14 protein-coding genes are annotated in these 18,284 nt (G+C 62.1%); all 14 read right to left on the reverse strand.

What is annotated here, in order from left to right; genetic code table 11:
• Positions 1-56: 56 nt before the first annotated feature.
• Entirely contained in the window at positions 57-1,115 is a 1,059-nt protein-coding gene (pseI, locus tag KGB28_RS00720) for a pseudaminic acid synthase (RefSeq protein ID WP_223441165.1), read from the reverse strand.
• On the reverse strand, positions 1,108-2,613 hold the full coding sequence (gene pseG, locus KGB28_RS00725) for a UDP-2,4-diacetamido-2,4,6-trideoxy-beta-L-altropyranose hydrolase (protein WP_223441173.1): 1,506 nt from the start codon (positions 2,611-2,613) through the stop codon (positions 1,108-1,110). The genes pseI and pseG overlap by 8 nt, the downstream gene beginning before the upstream one ends.
• Positions 2,610-3,317 (reverse strand): pseudaminic acid cytidylyltransferase, encoded by a 708-nt coding sequence (gene pseF / locus KGB28_RS00730; RefSeq protein ID WP_223441175.1) that lies wholly within the window; start codon positions 3,315-3,317, stop codon positions 2,610-2,612. Before pseF ends, pseG begins: the two co-directional genes overlap by 4 nt.
• Complete coding sequence (locus KGB28_RS00735; protein ID WP_223441177.1) at positions 3,314-3,934, reverse strand: pseudaminic acid biosynthesis-associated methylase; 621 nt, start codon at positions 3,932-3,934, stop codon at positions 3,314-3,316. Before KGB28_RS00735 ends, pseF begins: the two co-directional genes overlap by 4 nt.
• Positions 3,934-5,124 (reverse strand): UDP-4-amino-4,6-dideoxy-N-acetyl-beta-L-altrosamine transaminase, encoded by a 1,191-nt coding sequence (pseC, locus tag KGB28_RS00740; protein ID WP_223441179.1) that lies wholly within the window; start codon positions 5,122-5,124, stop codon positions 3,934-3,936. The genes KGB28_RS00735 and pseC overlap by 1 nt, the downstream gene beginning before the upstream one ends.
• A 125-nt stretch (positions 5,125-5,249) precedes the next feature.
• Entirely contained in the window at positions 5,250-8,174 is a 2,925-nt protein-coding gene (locus KGB28_RS00745) for a TIGR00180 family glycosyltransferase (RefSeq protein WP_223441180.1), read from the reverse strand.
• A gap of 52 nt (positions 8,175-8,226) precedes the next feature.
• Complete coding sequence (locus KGB28_RS00750) at positions 8,227-8,955, reverse strand: cephalosporin hydroxylase family protein (RefSeq protein ID WP_150724444.1); 729 nt, start codon at positions 8,953-8,955, stop codon at positions 8,227-8,229.
• 30 nt (positions 8,956-8,985) lie between these two features.
• The gene (locus KGB28_RS00755; RefSeq protein WP_150724443.1) at positions 8,986-9,651 is read right to left on the reverse strand and encodes an acetyltransferase; all 666 of its coding nucleotides are present in this window, start codon (positions 9,649-9,651) and stop codon (positions 8,986-8,988) included.
• Complete coding sequence (locus KGB28_RS00760) at positions 9,648-10,769, reverse strand: DegT/DnrJ/EryC1/StrS family aminotransferase (RefSeq protein ID WP_223441183.1); 1,122 nt, start codon at positions 10,767-10,769, stop codon at positions 9,648-9,650. Before KGB28_RS00760 ends, KGB28_RS00755 begins: the two co-directional genes overlap by 4 nt.
• Positions 10,766-11,992: a class I SAM-dependent methyltransferase gene (locus tag KGB28_RS00765; protein WP_223441185.1), complete on the reverse strand. Its 1,227-nt coding sequence runs from the start codon at positions 11,990-11,992 to the stop codon at positions 10,766-10,768. Before KGB28_RS00765 ends, KGB28_RS00760 begins: the two co-directional genes overlap by 4 nt.
• Complete coding sequence (locus KGB28_RS00770; RefSeq protein ID WP_223441188.1) at positions 11,989-12,549, reverse strand: dTDP-4-dehydrorhamnose 3,5-epimerase family protein; 561 nt, start codon at positions 12,547-12,549, stop codon at positions 11,989-11,991. The genes KGB28_RS00765 and KGB28_RS00770 overlap by 4 nt, the downstream gene beginning before the upstream one ends.
• Complete coding sequence (rfbG, locus tag KGB28_RS00775; protein WP_223441191.1) at positions 12,546-13,628, reverse strand: CDP-glucose 4,6-dehydratase; 1,083 nt, start codon at positions 13,626-13,628, stop codon at positions 12,546-12,548. The genes KGB28_RS00770 and rfbG overlap by 4 nt, the downstream gene beginning before the upstream one ends.
• Positions 13,610-14,383, reverse strand: coding sequence for a glucose-1-phosphate cytidylyltransferase (gene rfbF, locus KGB28_RS00780; RefSeq protein ID WP_223441194.1), 774 nt, complete (start codon positions 14,381-14,383; stop codon positions 13,610-13,612). Before rfbF ends, rfbG begins: the two co-directional genes overlap by 19 nt.
• A gap of 280 nt (positions 14,384-14,663) precedes the next feature.
• Positions 14,664-18,257, reverse strand: a complete 3,594-nt coding sequence (locus KGB28_RS00785; RefSeq protein WP_223441197.1) for a glycosyltransferase — start codon at positions 18,255-18,257, stop codon at positions 14,664-14,666.
• Positions 18,258-18,284 lie beyond the last annotated feature (27 nt).

An 18,284-nucleotide genomic window follows, 5' to 3' on the forward strand; every position in this document is an offset into this window, starting at 1 on the left:
GATGCCCGTTCTGACTCGCAGGTCACGCTATTTTGCCGAATCAGCCCGGCAACGGGTCATTCGACCAACGACCAGTCCAGTGCTGTTCCACGCTTGATAGCCTGACGGGCACGGCGTCCCAGGAGGCTTTGCGCATGCTTGGGCGCCAGCCCGAGCCCCGGACGGATGGCTCTCAGATTTGTCCCGTCGAAGGGCTCGCCGGCCTCCATGTCCCGGGTCACATACAACGACCGACGGTACACCAGGGATTGGCGCTCAGCCTCGGTGACGCCGTAATGCACCTGCCCCATGGCTTGCCAGGCGCGCTCGGTTTCGATCACCAGGCTGGCCAGTTCGGAAGGCTCCAGCGAGAAACTGGCGTCGACGCCGCCCGCCGCACGGTCGAGGGTGAAATGCTTTTCCACCACCGTTGCCCCCAGTGCGACCGCCGCCACGGACACACCGACGCCCATGGAGTGATCGGACAGCCCCACCTGGCAATCGAACAATTCGCGCAAATGCGCAATCGTGCGCAGGTTGCTGTTCGCGGGTGATGCCGGATAGGTGCTGGTGCATTTGAGCAGCACCAGATCCTTGCACCCGGCCTCGCGGGCGGTGCGCACGGTTTCATCGAGTTCGGCGATGCTGGCCATGCCGGTGGAGATGATCAGCGGCTTGCCCGTCGCGGCCACCCGGCGAATCAGCGGCAGGTCGGTGTTTTCGAAACTGGCGATCTTGTAGGCCGGCACGTCGAGGCTTTCGAGGAAGTCCACGGCGCTGTCATCGAATGGCGTGGAGAACGCCAGCAGGCCCAGTTCCCTGGCGCGAGCGAAAATCGGCGCATGCCATTCCCAGGGCGTGTGGGCCTTTTCGTACAACGCGTACAACGAAGTACCGGCCCACAGGCTGTTCGGGTCCTTGATGAAAAACTCGCCCTCGGCCAGGTCCAGGGTCATGGTGTCGGCGGTGTAGGTCTGCAGCTTCAGCGCATGGGCACCGGCCCTGGCCCTGGCCGCGGCATCGACGATTTGCAGCGCCATGTCCAGGGACTGGTTATGGTTGCCGCTCATCTCGGCAATGATGAAAGGCGGCGCATCGGCACCGATCAGGCGCTCGCCAATCTTGAAGCTAGTCATCTGCGTGATCCTTCAATACGCGCGTGAACGCACAGGCACTCTGGGTAAAACCGGCTTCGCGAAAGACCTTCAGCGACGGCTGGTTAGCGGGCAAGACCTGGGCGGTGAGTGACTCCAGTTCTGGCCAGTGGGCTCTCACAAAGGCTTCTCCACGGTCCAGCAGCGCCCTGCCCCAGCCCAGGCCGAACCGGCCTTCGAACAGATAGATCGACACCTCGGCGGTAAAACCACGCAGGTCATAACGCAGCACACCGACCGGGCCGTCATCGGCCTCGGCAATCAACAACAACCGCCGGGGATTGCTCAGGCTCGCCGTCAGCCAGTTCTGATGCGCGGGCCATTCGATCACGCCGGTCTCCAGCGACCAGCGGCGCACGGCCTCGGTGTTGCGCCCGTCGAACAACAGCTGCGCATCACCCGGGGTCGCCGGGCGCATCCTCAGCACCGCGCCGGCCAGCGCAGCCGCTACCCGCTGCGCGCCACGACCATCGACCAACAGTCGAGATTGTTGCGCCAGGCTCTGGCGCAGACCCTGGTTACCCGCGACAAAGCCAATGGCCAAGCGCAGCTGCTCGACACTGACCTGCTCGCGAGCGCCCATGAACACATGGGCGCCCGCGGCCGCCATGACCTCGCCGTTGGCCTGCTGGTTGTTCGATACTGCAATGCAAATCGTCGGCAGTCCCATGGCTGCGCGCTCCCAACTGGTGCCGCCACCCGCCCCGACAAACAGGTCGGCTTCGGTCATCAATCGATAAAAGTCGCTGACAAAACTGTGCAGGCGCCAATGCGGGCGACTCGCCGCCAACGCCTGCATCTGCGCCCAGGCCGGATTATCCGCACCGGCGACAAAATCGACTTCCAGCTCGGAAAATTCCGCCAGCGCCAGCATCGCATGATGGGTCTGCATGGCCGCGTCGAAGCCACCGAAATTCACCAGCACACGCCGGGCCTGGGGCTTGATTTCGATGGCCGGGCAACAGAACTCGTCGCGCAACATGGCAAACCGGGGGCCGAACAATGTCCGGCAGCCTGGCGCCAGCAGCGACGTATAAGCCACTGGCGTGCCCGAGAGATTCTGGTTCAGCAGCAAGTCAGCGCTGTAGGTCCGCGTGGCGAGGTCATCCACCACGGCGATCCGTGGCGCCCAGCGCCGCGCAGCCGTCTGCCAGTGATGATCGAGGCCGTAGTGGTCGACAATGATCCAGTCAAACGCCGGCTGGTGGTCCAGCAACGGCTCGAGCGCAGCGATGTCCGCCTGCCAGGGCAGCATGGATTCGATGGCTTGCTGCGGGTCTTCATCGCTGTAGCGCTCGGGCAGCGCGAAGGTTTCGAAACCTTCGGCCCGCAGTACCTCCAGCCGATGCCCTGGTAACAGGCGACAGGCGAAAGCCACATGACTGCCCTGCCTGCGCAATACGCGGGCCAGGCACAGGCAGCGCGCGATGTGGCCGCTGCCGATGGTCGGCGAGGCGTCGGAGCGAATCAGCACTCTCATTGCAGCTCACCTCCGGCTTTGAGCGCGGCATACAGGTACTCCGCGCGTTTCCAGTCCTGCGGTGTGTCGATGTCCTGTACCAGATGCCGCGGCAGGATGACCGGCAGGCTGAACGGCGAATACAGCACCTCGCCCCGCAGCCAGGCGTCGCTGCGGCCCCAGTAGAACTGCCCGGCATCCTGATAGGCGATCGACAGATCCTGGGAGCGGGTATCGCGATACTGCGGATACAGTGCCGTCAATGCACCGTGATCATCAAGGGTCAGGGCTCGCTGAACCGGGAAACCGAAGTCGCACACCGAGAAGGCGAAAGACTTGTCGGGATGCTGTTCCAGCAGGTTCAGCCCCTGGGCAAGAAATCGCGCTTGCAACAACGGCGCGGTCGCGTAGATGCAACAGGCACGATCAAACTTATCACCCTGTTCACCCAAGGCTTGCAGGGCATGGGCGATCACCGCTGCGGTACCCGTGAAGTCATCGGCCAGTGCCACCGGGCGCATGAAGGGCACCTGGGCGCCACAGTCCCGGGCCAGCCCGGCGATTTCCTCGTCGTCGGTGCTGACCACCACCCGGGAAAACAACCCGGACTCCAGGGCGACCTGAATCGAGCGGGCAATCATCGGCACACCGGCGAACGGCTTGAGATTCTTGCGGGGTATGCGTTTGCTGCCACCGCGGGCGGGGATGATGGCGACGTTGTTCAACGGCGTTTTTCCAGGACAAACCAGGTGATGTCATCCACCGGGAATTGCCGATCGCGGTGGTAACCGAAACCGTAGTCAACCAATTGCAGGTCGTCATAGCGATCGAGCATTTCACCGGCAAAATCGCGCTTGAACAACTTGCCGCTGTTGCCGCGATACGGGACCTCGACCGGCACCGGGTTGTAGTACTCGGCAATCAGTATGTAGCGCTGGCTCAGCTCATACAGTTGCGCGTACGCGGCCGGCAGCAACTCCGGTGCCAGGTGAATCAGCACGCCTTTGCTCAGGGTCAGGTCGAAGGTGCGTTCCCGGGGGAAGTCGAACAGCGAACCCTGCCAGATCTGTGCAATACCCAACGCCCGGGCCGCGGCACAAGCACTGGCATTGATCTCCACGCCGAACAACTCGCAGCGCGGCAACAGCTGCCGCAGGGCCTGCAGATTGTTGCCAGCATTGGTGCCCAGTTCCACCAGGCTGTCGATGCGCCCGACCCGGGTCAGTGCCTTGGCGAACAACGCCAGGTTGGCGGCCACCAGCGGCTGCCCGAGATTGCGCTCAACGTACTGGTTGCCGAATTCGCCCTGCCAGAATGTTTCCTGCTCGGTCAGTTCACGCATCACACATTTCCCACGCGCCGCAATGGCTGGATTATTTCGATCAGCTGCCGCATCTGCTCGACCACGTAGTCCTGTTGTTCATCACTGAGCAACGGATACAACGGCAGGCTGATGGCTTCGGCGTAGTAACGTTCGGCCTGCGGAAAATCACCTTCGGCGAACCCGAGATCACGATAGTAAGGCTGCAAATGTACGGGAATGTAGTGCAGGTTCACACCGACCCCGACAGCTCGCAAGCCCTCGAACACCTCACGATGAGTGAGACTGATCTGATCGAGTTGCAGGCGCACCACATACAGATGCCATGACGACTCGGCCTCAGGTTGTGCACCGGGCAAGGTCAGCGGCAAATACGCCAGCAAGCGCTCATAACGCGCCGCCAGTTCACGCCGACGCTCGATGAACTCATCCAGTTTGCTCAACTGCGACAAACCAAGGGCCGCTTGCAGGTCGGTAATGCGGTAGTTGAAGCCCAGCTCCACTTGCTCGTAGTACCAGGAGCCGTGGCTGGGTCCCGTCATTTGCTGCGGATCCCGGGTCATGCCGTGGCTGCGCAAGCGTTGCAAACGTTCGGCGAGTTGCGGGCTGTTGGTCATCACCATGCCGCCCTCGGCACTGGTGATGATCTTCACCGGATGAAAGCTGAACACGGTCATCGCGGCAAACTCGCCACAACCCACCGGGCGCCCGGCGTAGGACGCACCAGCGGCATGGGCCGCGTCTTCGATCACCGTAATGCCGTATCGCCTGGCCAGTGCGGCAATCCTGCGCATGTCGCAGCTCTGCCCCGAGAACGCCACGGCCACCAGGACTTTCGGCAACCGGCCTTCACGCTCGGCCCGTTCCAGCTTGACGGCCAGCGCAGCGGCATCGAGGTTCCAGGTCAGCGGGTCGATGTCGACAAAATCCACCTCGGCACCGCAGTAGCGACCGCAGTTTGCCGAGGCGAGAAAGGTGTTCGGTGTCGTCCACAGCCAATCGCCCGGGCCGAGCCCCGCCGCCAGGCAAGCGATGTGCAGGGCCGCCGTGGCATTGCACACCGCCACGGCAAAACCTGCCTCGCAGCGTTCGGCCATCGCTCGCTCGAAGCGCTCGATGGTCGGCCCCTGGGTCAGCCAGTCAGACTGCAATACACCGACCACGGCGTCGATGTCCGCCTGATCGAGGCTTTGCCGAGCGTAAGGAATCATGTTGGCAACCAGGCACGCACCAGCGCGCCCCGGATGATCCGACACCCGAACGAACCGATCCGGCCTGCGATGAAAATCGATTTTCCGTTGAACATGCCTTGAATCCTTCTAGCTTTTCGCCGGGCCTAGCCGAGCATCTGCGCCCAGTTCACCGAAGCACTTTCGCCCTGGGCAAAGCCTTTGCCGTTCAAGGCCAGATTGGCGTTATAGGCCTGGTCCTGGGCAAAGGCTGTCGCCCACTTGTCACGCAGCGCATCGAGGGCCTGCGGCACCTGTGGCACTGCACCCGAATGAATGACCTGTACCAGCGGCGTCCACACAGTGAGGTAACCGGCCTGACCGGCCCGCAGGCACAGATCGACATCACTGAAGCCGTCGGCGAAGGTCACGCTGTCCAGACCGTCCAGTTCGTCGAACAGCGCTTTACGCACCATCAGGCACACCTTCGACACCGCCGAGTAGTTCTGCTCCAGGGCCAACCGGTGCAGGTAACCTGCAGCGTCATGCTTTTCCCCGACAAAGGCTGAGCCCACACCACCGTTCATGCCGAGAATCAGCCCGGCCTGAGTGACCTTGCCGTCGCGGTCGATCAACTTGGGACCGACCACGCCGACTTCCGGACGCTGGGCGTGATTGAGCAGCGATTCAAGCCAGTTCGGGTTGACCACTTCACTGTCGGCGGCCAACAGCACCAGGTACTCGCCCTGCGCCTGCTGGCTGGCCGCGTTGTACAACGCCGCGTCGCTCTGGGTCTGGTCGGCACGCAGCACGCTGACTTTTGGATGCTGGTAAGTACCGAGCCAGTCATTGACCTCGGCTGACTGATTCGGGTTGGCCGCAATCAGCACTTCGTACTGGATGTAGCGGGTACGCAGCAACACAGCTTGCAGGCACTGTTGCAGCGCCACCAGGTCATCCCCGGCCGGCAGGATGATCGACACCAGCGGACGCTCGGTGTGGCGGTAATCGATCTGATAAGTACCCGGCACCGTCGAAGTGATCTTGGCCTTGTAGCCGCGATTACCCAGGTGGCGCAACAACGCCAGGCGCTCATCGGCGTTTTCTTCCAGCGCCGGCGCCCGGGCAATCACCAGCGGCTCATCCAGGTGGGCCAGCCCGTTGAGGCCACCCTGCTCGATGATGCGCAGCAGCAGGTCGAATTCCAGGGCCTTGCTGAAGTCGGGCTGGTAGCCGCCGACTTCAAGGAACACTTCCCGACGGATCAACCAGTGACGCGCCATCAAGGCCGGCAGGCTTTGCAGCAAATCCAGATTGAAGCCAGGGCGGAACACGTCCACCAGTGCGCCTTCAGCGGTGCGCTGGATTTCGTCGGTGGCGACGGCGCGGCAGTCCGCGGCAGACAACAGTTCCAGGCTGGCACGCAACAGACCACCGGCGGTGAATTCGTCGCCGGCTTCAGCCAGCATCAACCAGTCGCAAGGCGACTGACGAGCGCTCTGGTTCAGCTTGTCGACGTAATTGCTTTGGGTGACACGGACAAAGTGCAGGGTGTTCTGCGCCGTGGTCGCCGCCGGTGCTTCACCGGTGGTGAAGACCACGATTTTGAACGCCTTGCCGTGGCCTTCGAGCAGACTGTCGAGAGAGACTTGCAGCTTGTCGATATCGTTATCCAGGTCCTGCAGGAAGATCCCGAACTGAGGACCACCGTCGTTGGCCGCCAGGTGCCGGGCGATCGACTCTGCCTCATGGGCATCGGGCTGACGGGGCACAAGCCACTTGAGCAAACGACCGGAGAGCATCTTGTCGAACGTTGCACGATTACCCTCGACCGACACCGCCTCCAGACGTGCAGCCCAATCGCGCAGGGTCTGCGCCTCTTCGTCTTCACCCAGCAATTCCAACTGAGCCGCCAGACGCTTGACCACCACGCGATTGAACACGTTGCTGTCGTGGGCCTGCCACAAACGGTCGACCACACTTTCCGGCGTGTCATTGTTACGCGCCAGCATCAGGCTCTGCTGACGGGTCCAGATACCCTCCAGGCCTGCCAACTGAACGCGACCGGCCGGCATGGCGTGCAACAGGAATTCGAACTGGGTCAACTGATCGAAAAACTGCTGATTGTAGAACGGCATTTCGACGTATTGCTTGGGGCCGAAACGGCGCTCTGGACCTTTCTCGACACTCGTCCATGCGGACTCGATAATCAGCTCGGTGGTCAGTGCGCGACCGGTGCGCAAGCTATCGGCCAGGGCTTCAAAGCTTTGCAGCGCGAACTGCCGGCCTTGCTCCGGGTCTTCGTTTTGAACGTGAGTCGGTAGCCCGAAGAGGAAATCGGCAAAGGCTTCACGCTCGGCGACCGTCGTGGCATCGGTATGCGCCAGCGTGTGAAAGATCTCGGTGTTGTGGTCCGAGTACCCGTAGTTCATCTCCCGCACCACATACGGGATCGGCAGAATCCGCGCCTTGCCCCGCGCCAGCATGTAATACGTGTGACCGATTTCCTGCCATTGGAAGGACGTATCCCGAGGCATAACCTGATACCAGTCACGTACCAGGTCGGTGCGCTGTACGGCATAAAAAGGCGGCAGGTACTGGTGCATGTAATCGAGCACACGCTCCTCGGCGTGCTCGGACGAATAGTCTTCGCAGACCTTCTTGTCACGCCGAAAGTAGCTGACACTGTTGGGTTGCGACAGGTACATCATGCTGTAACCGTGGCACAGGCCGTAGTCGGGATTGGCCTCCATGAATGCCACGGCGGCGCGCAGGGCATCATGCACATGGAAGTCATCGTCGGCGGCGAACACCATGAACGGCGTGGTCACTTGCTCCACGCCAAAGGCCAGTTTGGCACGCACGCCCCAGTAGCCAAACTGCGGGACATGCTGGTAATCCACATTTTCAAACTGCCCGGCCAGGCTTGGCTGACCTTCGGTCGAAGAATCCAGCACCAGAATCCTGCAAGGCAAGCCGCTGTAGAAACGTGCCGCCCGGCGCAAAAATGCCGGCCGCTCGTGAGACATCAGCACCACGGTCAACTGTTCGTTGAGTGCCAACCCGTGTTCAGAATTGTTCTTGCCTTGCATACATTTCCCCACAACGGCGAATCGCCGAAAAAGCCCAACGATGTCTTGTCGATTACCGCACGCGACGCAGGTAGCCATCCGGCGCGACGGTGATCAGCAGCTTGCTGTGAATGGCTTGATCGATTTCAAAATCGCGGTTTTCTTCCAGGTAGGCCCATACCGCGGTTTTCGGATTGTCGCCCTTGCCCCACGGACGGTCCGGGAAGGCGTCTTCCGGCATGTCTTCAACCACGGTGTCCATCACCACGCAGTAGCTGCCCACCGAGGTCATCGGTGCATAGGCACGCAGCTCTTCGAGTACGTGTTCGTGGGTATGGTTGGAGTCCAGGACCACCAGCACTGTCTTGCCTTCGACGCGCTGGCGAACCTGCTCGACGATCGCCGGATCAATGCTCGAACCCTGGATCATCCGGATCCGCTTGCTCATCGGGTGCGCTTCGATCGCCTCACGGTTGTGCTGGCGGATATCGATGTCGACGCCCAGCACTTCGCCATGGCCGATCAGTTCCAGCATCGAGGCGTAAAACACCAGCGAGCCACCGTGGGCGATACCGGTCTCGACGATGATGTCCGGCCGCAGCGCCCAGATGATCTCCTGCATGGCGACCATGTCCTGGGGGAACTGAATGATCGGGCGGCCCATCCAGCTGAAGTTGTAGGTGTACTTATGTTTGGCGGTGGTGCCAACCCAGTCCAGCGACGTGGCTTGCAAGGCTTTGTCCTGTTGCAGGCCTTCGATGTTGTCTTTTACTTCTTCACGAAACTGCTCATGAGGATTCATTACAGACTCTCCGGAAATTAGTCGCGGTGGTTACTTGAAAACCCGACCGTCTTGAAAGGAAGCAGGATTGGTCTTGATGGTCCTGGCGGGGCTGCCCACCACGACCGCATAGTCTGGAACGTCTCTGGTCACCACGGCGCCCGCACCGATGGTGACCCAACGACCGATGCGCAAACGCGGCAGGATCGTGGCGTTGGTGCCGATGAAGGTGCCGTCACCGATCTCGACACAACCGGCAATGCAGACGCCCGGCGCCATGAACACCGAATGGCCGACCTGCCCCTCATGTCCGACGACGCTGCCGGCGCTGATACTGGTGTTGTCACCCAGGCTGACTTGCGCCTGCATGATCACGCCCTCTTGCAGATAGGTGCCGACGCCCATGGTGATCATCGTCAGATCGATGCCTGGGTGGATGAAGTTGCCCAGGGTGCCGCCGGCCTCGACGATCTCGCAGGTGGTCCGGTAACGCAGCGCCGTGCTGCCGGTGATCAAATTGACAAAGCGTGTGTCGGGGCCTTTCAGCTCGGCCACCTTGTCGGTACCACCCACCACCGGTACGCCATGAAACAGCGTGCCTTGTTTCGCCGGATCGTTATCGAGAAAGGCGAACTGCACGTCCGGCTGACTGCGTTGCAGGGTGAGGATCATCCGTACCGCTTCAGGATTGGCTGCCCCCAGCAGGTAAACCTTCATAGCCGGGTCCTTTTGAGTACCAGCGCGCGCAACACCTCGATGACCCGGTGCTGATCGTCATCGGTCATGTCGTGGTAACTCGGCAGATTGATCGCGCGCTCCGGCAGCGAATGCGCCACGGGCGAGTCGGCCGTCAGTTGGCTGAACATCGGCAAGGACGACAGCGGCCAGAAGAACACCCGCGCGTCGATATCGGCGGCCTGGAAGGCTGCGCTCAACATGTCCCGCGTGATCCCCAGTTCGCGGTCAAAGACCACGGTGGGCATCCAGTAACCGTTGCGCGCGTGTTCGGGCTCAGGGTTCATGGACAAGCCCGGCAACGACGCCAGCGCCTCGGCGTAGTGGACGAAGATCGCTCGCTTGCGTTCGATCAACTCGTCGATCCGCTCGACCTGTGCGCAACCGACGGCCGCTTGCAGGTTGCTCATCTTGTATTTGAAACCGAGGAAATCCGGCCAGAACTGTTTGCTGCTGCCCGCCACCCGGCCATGGTTGGACAGGGTCAGTACGCGGTCATACAGGGCCTTGTCCGACGTCACGAAGATGCCGCCTTCGCCAGTGGTCATGGTCTTGGTGCCGTGAAAGGAAAACGCACCGAATGCACCCAGCGAACCGGCAGCCTGACCACGCCACTGCGAGCCGATCGCCTCGGCCGCGTCTTCGATGACCGGCAGGCCAAACTCGCGACCGATGGCCAGCAACGCATCCATGTCGCAGAGATTGCCGTAGAGGTGCACCGCCAGAATCGCCTTGGTTCGTGGGGTGATCGCCTGGCGAACCTGCTGCGGGTCGAGGCACCAACTGTCGGCCAGCACGTCGACGAACACCGGCGTCGCGCCCAGATAGGTGATGGGGGCGGCTGAGGCGATCCAGTTGGTATCGGCGAGGATCACCTCATCGCCGGCACCGATGCCCAGCGCCGCCATGCCCATGTGCAGCGCGCCGGTGCAACTGGACGTTGCAATCGCGTACGTCGCACCCAGGTGCTCGGCAAAGGACTTTTCGAAGCGCGTCAGGTACTCGTAGCAGCGCTCTCCCCAACCATGGCGGACGGCATCGAGTACGTAGTCAGCTTCCAGCTCACCGACACTGGGTTTGGTGTAATGAATTCGGCTCATCGAATGATCAACTCGGGAATGGCAATGACAAAACGACCGTCCCATGCACGGATGCCGGCAAAGGCCTGGGTGATCTCATCCAGCAGGTTCCACGGCAGCACTAGCACGTAGTCCGGTTTTTCGATGTCGATCTGTGCCGGCGACACGATCGGAATGCGGCTACCGGGCAGGTATTTGCCTTGCTTGTGCGGATTGGCATCGGCCACCCAGGCCAGCAGGTCCGGCTTGACCCCGGCGTAGTTGAGCAGGGTGTTGCCCTTGGCGGCGGCGCCGTAGCCGACCACGCGCTTGCCATCGGCCTTGGCCTGCAACAGGAAGCGCAGCAGGTCATGCTTGATGCGCTCGGCGGCGGGCGCCAGGGTCGCGTAGAACCCAGGGGTTTTCACCCCGGCGGCGAGTTCCGCCTGCAGTTGTTGCCGGACCGCCGGTTGCACTTCGCGACGCTCGCCGTCCAGGCGCTGGACGAACACCCGCAGCGACCCGCCATGGGTCGGGAGCTGACTGACGTCGAACACTTGCAGGCCATTGCGCTCGCACAAGGTCTGCACAGCGGTCAGCGACAGGTAGGAATAATGCTCGTGGTACAGCGTGTCGAATTGCTGGCCGGCCATCAGGGTCAGCAACTGCGGGAATTCGAAGGTCGCCACACCCGTCGGCTTGAGCAGGGTCGCAAAGCCGCCGAGGAAATCATTGATATCCGGGACGTGGGCCAGCACGTTGTTGGCGGCCATCAGGTCGGCGCCCCAGCCTTCGCTGTGCAACTGCGCGGCGGTGTCGCGACCGAAAAACAATTCACGGATCTCCAGGCCTTTTTCCCGTGCCGCTTGCGCGGTGCTGCGGGTTGGCTCGACGCCCAGGCAAGGGATGCCGCGCCTGGCCACGTACTGCAACAGGTAACCGTCGTTGGCCGCGACTTCCACCACGCGGCTGTCGGCGCTCAGGCCGAAGCGCTCGACCATCTCGGCCACATAACGCTCGGCATGGGCCAGCCAGGTGCTGGAGAACGAACTGAAATAGGCGTACTCGGCATCGAACAGGCTGTCGGCGCTGGTGTAATCCTCGGTTTGCACCAGCCAGCATTGCTGGCACACGGCAACCTTCAACGGCACCCATTGTTCGGCCTGCTCCAGTTGGTCGACACGCACGTAGGCGTTGGACGGCGGCGAGGTGCCCAGGTCGATCAGCGGCAGGGTCAGCGCAGTCGCGCAACCACGGCAGTTCATAGACGCACTCCGGCAAAGTGTTCATCGAGCGCCGGATGACTCGCATCGCGCGCCGACAGATTATTGACAGGCAACGGCCAGGCAATCGCCAGCCGTGGATCGAGCACCGACAACCCGCCTTCGTGTTCCGGCGTGTAGTCGTTGCTGTGCAGGTACAGCAGCTCGGCGTCGGCGCTCAGGGTCTGGAAGCCGTGGGCGAACCCGGCCGCAATCAACAGACTGCGGCCATCACCGGCACGCAAGTGTTCGGCGTGCCAGTGCAGGAAGGTCTCGGAGTCGGGACGCAGATCCACCGCGACATCCCAGACTTCACCGCGCAGGCAGGTGATCAATTTGGCTTCCGGCGCACGGGCATTCTGGTAATGCAGGCCACGCACGCTGCCGCGTTCGCGGGTGCAGGAGTGATTGATCTGGCGGATATGAAACGCCTGGCCAAACGCACCGAGGCTGCCTTCGCAAAACAACCGGGAAAAGTGCCCGCGCTCGTCTTCGAAGCGTTTGTGCTGCACGCAGAACAAACCACTCAGCGGCAACGCCTTCAGCAGAAATTCACTCACAGCGCGCCTCGGTAAAGGTTCAATTGCGCCAGGCTGATGGCGCGCATGTCATCGCCGTTCTGCCACGCCAAATGCCAATCCAGGGTCTGGGTCAGGCACTGCTGCAACGACCAGCGCGGTTGCCAGCCGAGCAATTGACGGGCGCGGCTGCTGTCCAGGCGCAGCAGGCCGGCCTCATGCAAATCGCTCGGTTCGATGCGTAGCCCGCGTGCCTGCGGCCAGCGGCTGGCGAGCAGTTCGACCACTTCACCGACGCTGCACATGTCCGCTTCGCCGGGACCGAAATTCCACGCCCCAGCGAATTGCGGGCCTTGCTCGTACAGGCCGGCAGCCAGTTGCAGATAGCCGGCCAGCGGTTCCAGCGCGTGCTGCCATGGGCGCACCGCCTGCGGATAGCGCAAGGTCACCGGCTCATCCGCCGACCACGCCCGCAGCACGTCGGGAATCAACCGCTCCGGGGCAAAATCGCCGCCGCCCAGCACGTTGCCGGCGCGCGCCGTGGCCAACGCCAGACCATGCTCGGCGTGCTTTTCAGGCGCAAAGAACGAAGCGGCATAGGATTGCGCCAGCAACTCGCAGCAAGCCTTGCTGCTGCTGTAGGGATCGTGACCGCCCAACGCTTCGTCTTCGCGGTACGGCCACAGCCATTCCTGATTGGCGTAGACCTTGTCGGTGGTTACCAGCACGCAGGCGCGCACACCGCCCACCTGACGGATCGCTTCGAGCAGGTTGAGCGTGCCCATGACGTTGCTGGAATAGGTGCCCAACGGGTCGCGATAACCTTCGCGCACCAGCGGCTGGGCCGCCAGGTGCAGGACGATTTGCGGTTGGGTCTCGGCGATCAGTTCCAGCAAGGCGCCCAGATCACGCAGGTCGCCGCGCTGATCGTTGATGCCTTCATGCACCCGCGCCAGTTCGAACAGGCTCGGCTCGGTGGACGGATCGAGGGAAAACCCGCTGACCTCGGCACCCAGGCTTTGCAGCCACAACGTCAGCCAACTGCCCTTGAACCCGGTGTGGCCGGTGACCAGCACCCGCTTGCCGCGCCAGAATTGCGGGCTCAGCCCCATTGCTTCCATGGGGCCTCCCCGCTCTGCCACAACGCTTCCAGGTGGTTCTTGTCGCGCAGGGTGTCCATCGGCTGCCAGAAGCCGTCGTGCTGGAACGCCATGAGTTCGCCGCGCTCGGCCAGGCCGTCCAGCGGCCCGGACTCCCACGAGGTCTCGTCGCCGTCAATCAGCGGCAGCACCTTGGGCGACAGGACGAAGAACCCGCCATTGATCCAGCCTCCATCGCCGCGAGGTTTTTCGGTGAAGCCCAGGACACGGTCGCCATCACGATTGAGCGCGCCATACCGGCCGGGTGGTTGCACTGCGGTGACGGTCGCCAGTTTTCCGTGCTGGAGATGGAAGTCCACTAACGCGCCAATGTTGAGGTCAGACACGCCGTCGCCATAGGTAAAACAGAAGGCCTTTTCGTCTTCGAGGTAGCGTCGGGCGCGGCGCAGTCGGCCGCCGGTCATGGTCTCTTCGCCGGTGTCGATCAGCGTGACGCGCCATGGCTCGCTGTAGTTCTGGTGAACATCCATGCGGTTGTTGCACATGTCGAACGTGACGTCGGAGGTGTGCAGAAAGTAGTTGGCGAAGAAGTCCTTGATCGCATAGCCCTTGTAGCCAAGGCAGATCACGAAATCGTGGATCCCGTGAGCGGAGTACTGTTTCATAATGTGCCAGAGAATTGGCTTGCCGCCGACCTCGATCATCGGCTTTGGCTTGAGGTGCGACTCCTCGCTGATCCGCGTACCCAGGCCACCCGCCAAAATAACTGCCTTCATCCCCTTCCTCTCTTGTTCGTCACAGGGCTCAGCCAAGCTGTATCAAGCTTTTGCGGGCCATCAGGGTTAAACCTGCCGCCGTTCAGGGCGCATCCGGACTGACCGGAAGTGCTCGTTTTATGGCGATATAAGGGGGACTTGCAGGAAACGCGCCAGCTCTTTCAATCTGCTACCGGGCAATGCTTGGCGGGCATCTTCAACGCTGATTGCAAAGTCTGGCGGCAAAAAAAAGGCAGGCGACTCAACGTCGCCTGCCTGGTCGGGATCGATGCGCGAACGGTCAGTCCGCCAGCCAGCCATTTTCCCAGTAGCGCAAATTGTCGCCGCGCAGCACGTAGTCACGCAGCACGATCTCGCGCAACTCATCGCCCATGCGATAGCTGGCGTCCGGATCGGCCAGGTGCATGCGGATCGCTTGCAGCCATTCATCCGTGGAGTTGGTCTTGATCCGGGTGCACGGCAGGTAGCCGCGATAGGCTTCGGTTTCGGTGCAAATCACCGGGTAACCGCAAGCGCCATACTCCAGCAGGCGCAGGTTGCTCTTGCAGTCGTTGAAGATGTGGAACTCCAACGGCGCCAATGCCAGATCCAGATTCAGGCTGGCCAGTTTGGCCGGGTACACATCCAGCCCGATCACCCCGTGAAACTCATGCATGTACGGGCGCAAATCGTCCGGGCACATGCCGAAGAATACCCAGTCGACTTCATTGGCCAGTTCGCGAACCACATCGGCGATGACCGCCAGGTCACCGTGGTGGCTGGTGCCGCCACCCCAGCCGACCCGGGGCTTTTTCGAGGTTCTGCGCTGACTGCGCAGGTCGGTCCACAAGTGCGACGCCAACATGTTGGGCACCACGCGAATGTCCTGATGCATGTCCGACAGCGCGTTACCCAGCGGCTCGGTGGAGACCACCACGCGATCGCACATGCCGATGGCACGCCGCACCAGCGCCTCCATTTCGTCCTTGCCCGGCATATTGCGGATATGCGCATTGCGGTGCGGAACGTTGATCACGAAGTCATCCAGCTCATAGATGCGTCGCGCGCTGGAGTATTTTTGCAGGCTCGGGATTTCGTTGATCGGACCTTCGGAATAGCGCCCCTGCAAAATGATCACGTCAGGCGAATGGCGCTCGACTTCGATGATGGTCGGCAGGTTGTAATGAATGCGCCCGTGCGCCCTGCCGGCGGCCTCCAGCTCGATCAGCGGTTGCGTGACCCGGTAATGGCCGATGGCGGACGCATTGACCGGCAACGCGAGAATCTTCGGCAGCTGAGACTTGGAAAACGGGCTCCAACCGGATCGCAAACCCGGCTCGAGACTGAAGCTTGCCCCGCCCAATCCCTGCAACGCCAGGTTGGTGTTGTAGGCCGGATCACGGGCCACGATCGGCAGCCAGCGTTTATAGAAAACTTCCTGCTCCTGCTCGCCCCGGGCCTGGTCACCTTCTTGCGCAGCCACCGCCGGTTGCGCGCCCAAGGCCAGTTGCGCGTGAGGCGTCCACACCACCAGATAACCTTCCTGGCCAACCCGCAGGCAAAGGTCCACTTCGTTGAGGGACTGCGCCAGGCCCTTCTCATCCAGGCCACCGACGGCATCAAAAACCGCCTTGCGTACCATCAGGCAATCGCCGCCGACGGCACTGTAATTGTGAGCGACCTGCAAGCGGTACATGTACCCCGCTGCGTGCAGCATCTCACCATGGAACGGCATGCCGGCCGGCCCTTGCAACCCGAGAATCAGGCCGGCATGCAGCACGCGACCATCGGGGTTGAACAGCTTGGCCCCCACCACGCCGACTTCCGGACGCTGCGCATGATTGAGCAGTTCACCCAGCCATTGCGCCTGAGTGATCACCGTGTAAGGGTTGAGCATCAGCACGTACTCGCCAGCAGCCTGCTGCACGGCGAAGTTGCGCACCGCTGCCGCATTGCCCTGCAACTCGCAGCGCAGCACCCGGATCCGCTCGCTGCCCAACTGCGCCATGCCGGCGAACCAGTCAAGCGCCTCGGCGCTCTCGCTGCCGTTGTCCACCAACAGCAACTCGTATTCGCCGTAGGCGGTTTTCTCCAGCAGGCTCTCGACGCAGCGTTGCAACGCCAGGGTCTGATCCTTGCTGACGATCACGATCGACACCAGCGGCCGATCGCCATGGTGATAGTCGACCCGATTGAGCAGCGCCGAACTGCCCTGGCGAATGTCGTGGGCGACACCCAGGCGCTGCAAGTGCGCCTCAAGCAACCGCGGATTGCTGTCCACCACTTGCGGCAGCGACAGCCATTTGGCCAGGTCGAACGCCGACTCCAGCAACACCTCCGAAATGTGCCCGACCACGTGCGTGCCAGCACTCTCGACCAATCGCCACAACACATCGTGTGGCGCCAGTTCGCCGTACACCGAATCGAAACCGCCCAGCGCCAGGAACTGTTCGCGCTCGAATGCCAGCGCTCGCCCCACGTAGGGATAGCTGCGCATCAGGTCCAGGTTGAAGTCCGGCTTGAATGCAGGTTCGGCCGACTCCCCCTGATGCAGCCCACCTTCGTCGCTGTACAGGCAGGTCAGCGAGCGCGACAACGCAATGCGTTCAGCCATGACCAGCAAGGCCGGCGCCACCAGACGATCACCGGCTCGCAATAGATAGAACCAGCCAATGCCTTCCAGTTGCGGTAACAGGGCGTTGATCTGCTGCTGCCAGTCGTCCTGCAACGGCAAGCGGAACACACGCTCGTCCAGCACGGCTTCTGTGCACGATACCGACAGCACCAGCGTCAGTTCAGGGGGGTAATCCTGATCTGCCAGCGATTGCAGAGTGAGCTCCAGCGCCGAACGGCTGCCTTGTTCATCGATGATGACCGGAACGATTCTGGGTCTGCTTGGCCAAGACTCCAGCGTATCCGCCAGCAGCTCGCGCTGACCGTCGGAGAGGCTGCGGCACGCCAGCCACTGGGCATACAGTTGCGCGAAACTGACACTGGCGATGCCGACATGCCAGTCCTGGGTGGTCTGCTTGGTGCCCAGGGTCCGGCTCAACGGCAACTCTTCCCATACCCGCGGTGACTCGTCCACTTTGGTCAGTGGCACATAGCGCACCCACCCCTGGGCCGGCGCTGATTCGCCGCTACGCGCCTTGAGCATCTGCGACAGCCATTGCCGTTCGGTTTCCGCTGCGTCCTTCATCGACTGCTGGCTGCTCAATCGTTCGGGGTACAGGCGTTCGACGCCGAGCACGTGATTGGACACCGCCAGGTTGCCGCGCCGCATCAGGCAGACGTACAAGGCAAAATCGAGGGTCGCGACGAAGCAATGGCCGGGCTGCGTCAGTGCCGGGAACAGTTCGAGCACATCAGCCCGACGGAACATGGCGTTGCTGAAACCACCGAGGATGTTGACCGGGAAGTTTTCGAAGATCGCCAGCAGGTCCTCGCCCTTGAATACCCCGCCCACCGGGGAAAGCGGGGTGTTTTCCAGGCGCGAAGGCAGCGGCATGTCGTCGGCATCCCAGAGCAGGCGCTGGGCGACCACCAGGTTGACGTCGGCACAATCGATGAGCACCTGGGCCTGACGCTCGATGCAGGCGGAAAACAACTGGTCGTCATCACAAAGAAACTTGATGTACTCGCCCTGCGCCTGCTCCAGGCAGGCTTGCAGGTTACCCACCAACCCCAGGGTCCGCGGGTTACGCACATAGCGCACGGTCGCACCCTGCTCAACCAGCGAATCCACGATGTCTTCGATCTCCTGACCACGACTGTCATCGCAAACGATGATCTCCAGATTGCCGTAGCTCTGGCTCACTGCCGTGTGCAAGGCACGACCGAAAAAGCGCGGATTGAAGGCGGGAATGACCAGGCTGACAAGCGGAAGTGAATTCACGGTGGGCTCACAGGCGGCGCGAGCCCG

Origin of the sequence: Pseudomonas sp. BF-R-19 (assembly GCF_019956445.1) — a bacterium.
Lineage (GTDB): Bacteria > Pseudomonadota > Gammaproteobacteria > Pseudomonadales > Pseudomonadaceae > Aquipseudomonas > Aquipseudomonas fluorescens_BH.

Coding starts and splice junctions, on each gene's coding strand:
- pseI (WP_223441165.1), bottom strand. CDS start 1,115: ATGACTAGCTTCAAGATTGGCGAGCGCCTGATCGGTGCCGATGCGCCG.
- pseG (WP_223441173.1), bottom strand. CDS start 2,613: ATGAGAGTGCTGATTCGCTCCGACGCCTCGCCGACCATCGGCAGCGGC.
- KGB28_RS00735 (WP_223441177.1), bottom strand. CDS start 3,934: ATGCGTGAACTGACCGAGCAGGAAACATTCTGGCAGGGCGAATTCGGC.
- pseC (WP_223441179.1), bottom strand. CDS start 5,124: ATGATTCCTTACGCTCGGCAAAGCCTCGATCAGGCGGACATCGACGCC.
- KGB28_RS00745 (WP_223441180.1), bottom strand. CDS start 8,174: ATGCAAGGCAAGAACAATTCTGAACACGGGTTGGCACTCAACGAACAG.
- KGB28_RS00750 (WP_150724444.1), bottom strand. CDS start 8,955: ATGAATCCTCATGAGCAGTTTCGTGAAGAAGTAAAAGACAACATCGAA.
- KGB28_RS00755 (WP_150724443.1), bottom strand. CDS start 9,651: ATGAAGGTTTACCTGCTGGGGGCAGCCAATCCTGAAGCGGTACGGATG.
- KGB28_RS00760 (WP_223441183.1), bottom strand. CDS start 10,769: ATGAGCCGAATTCATTACACCAAACCCAGTGTCGGTGAGCTGGAAGCT.
- KGB28_RS00765 (WP_223441185.1), bottom strand. CDS start 11,992: ATGAACTGCCGTGGTTGCGCGACTGCGCTGACCCTGCCGCTGATCGAC.
- rfbG (WP_223441191.1), bottom strand. CDS start 13,628: ATGGAAGCAATGGGGCTGAGCCCGCAATTCTGGCGCGGCAAGCGGGTG.
- rfbF (WP_223441194.1), bottom strand. CDS start 14,383: ATGAAGGCAGTTATTTTGGCGGGTGGCCTGGGTACGCGGATCAGCGAG.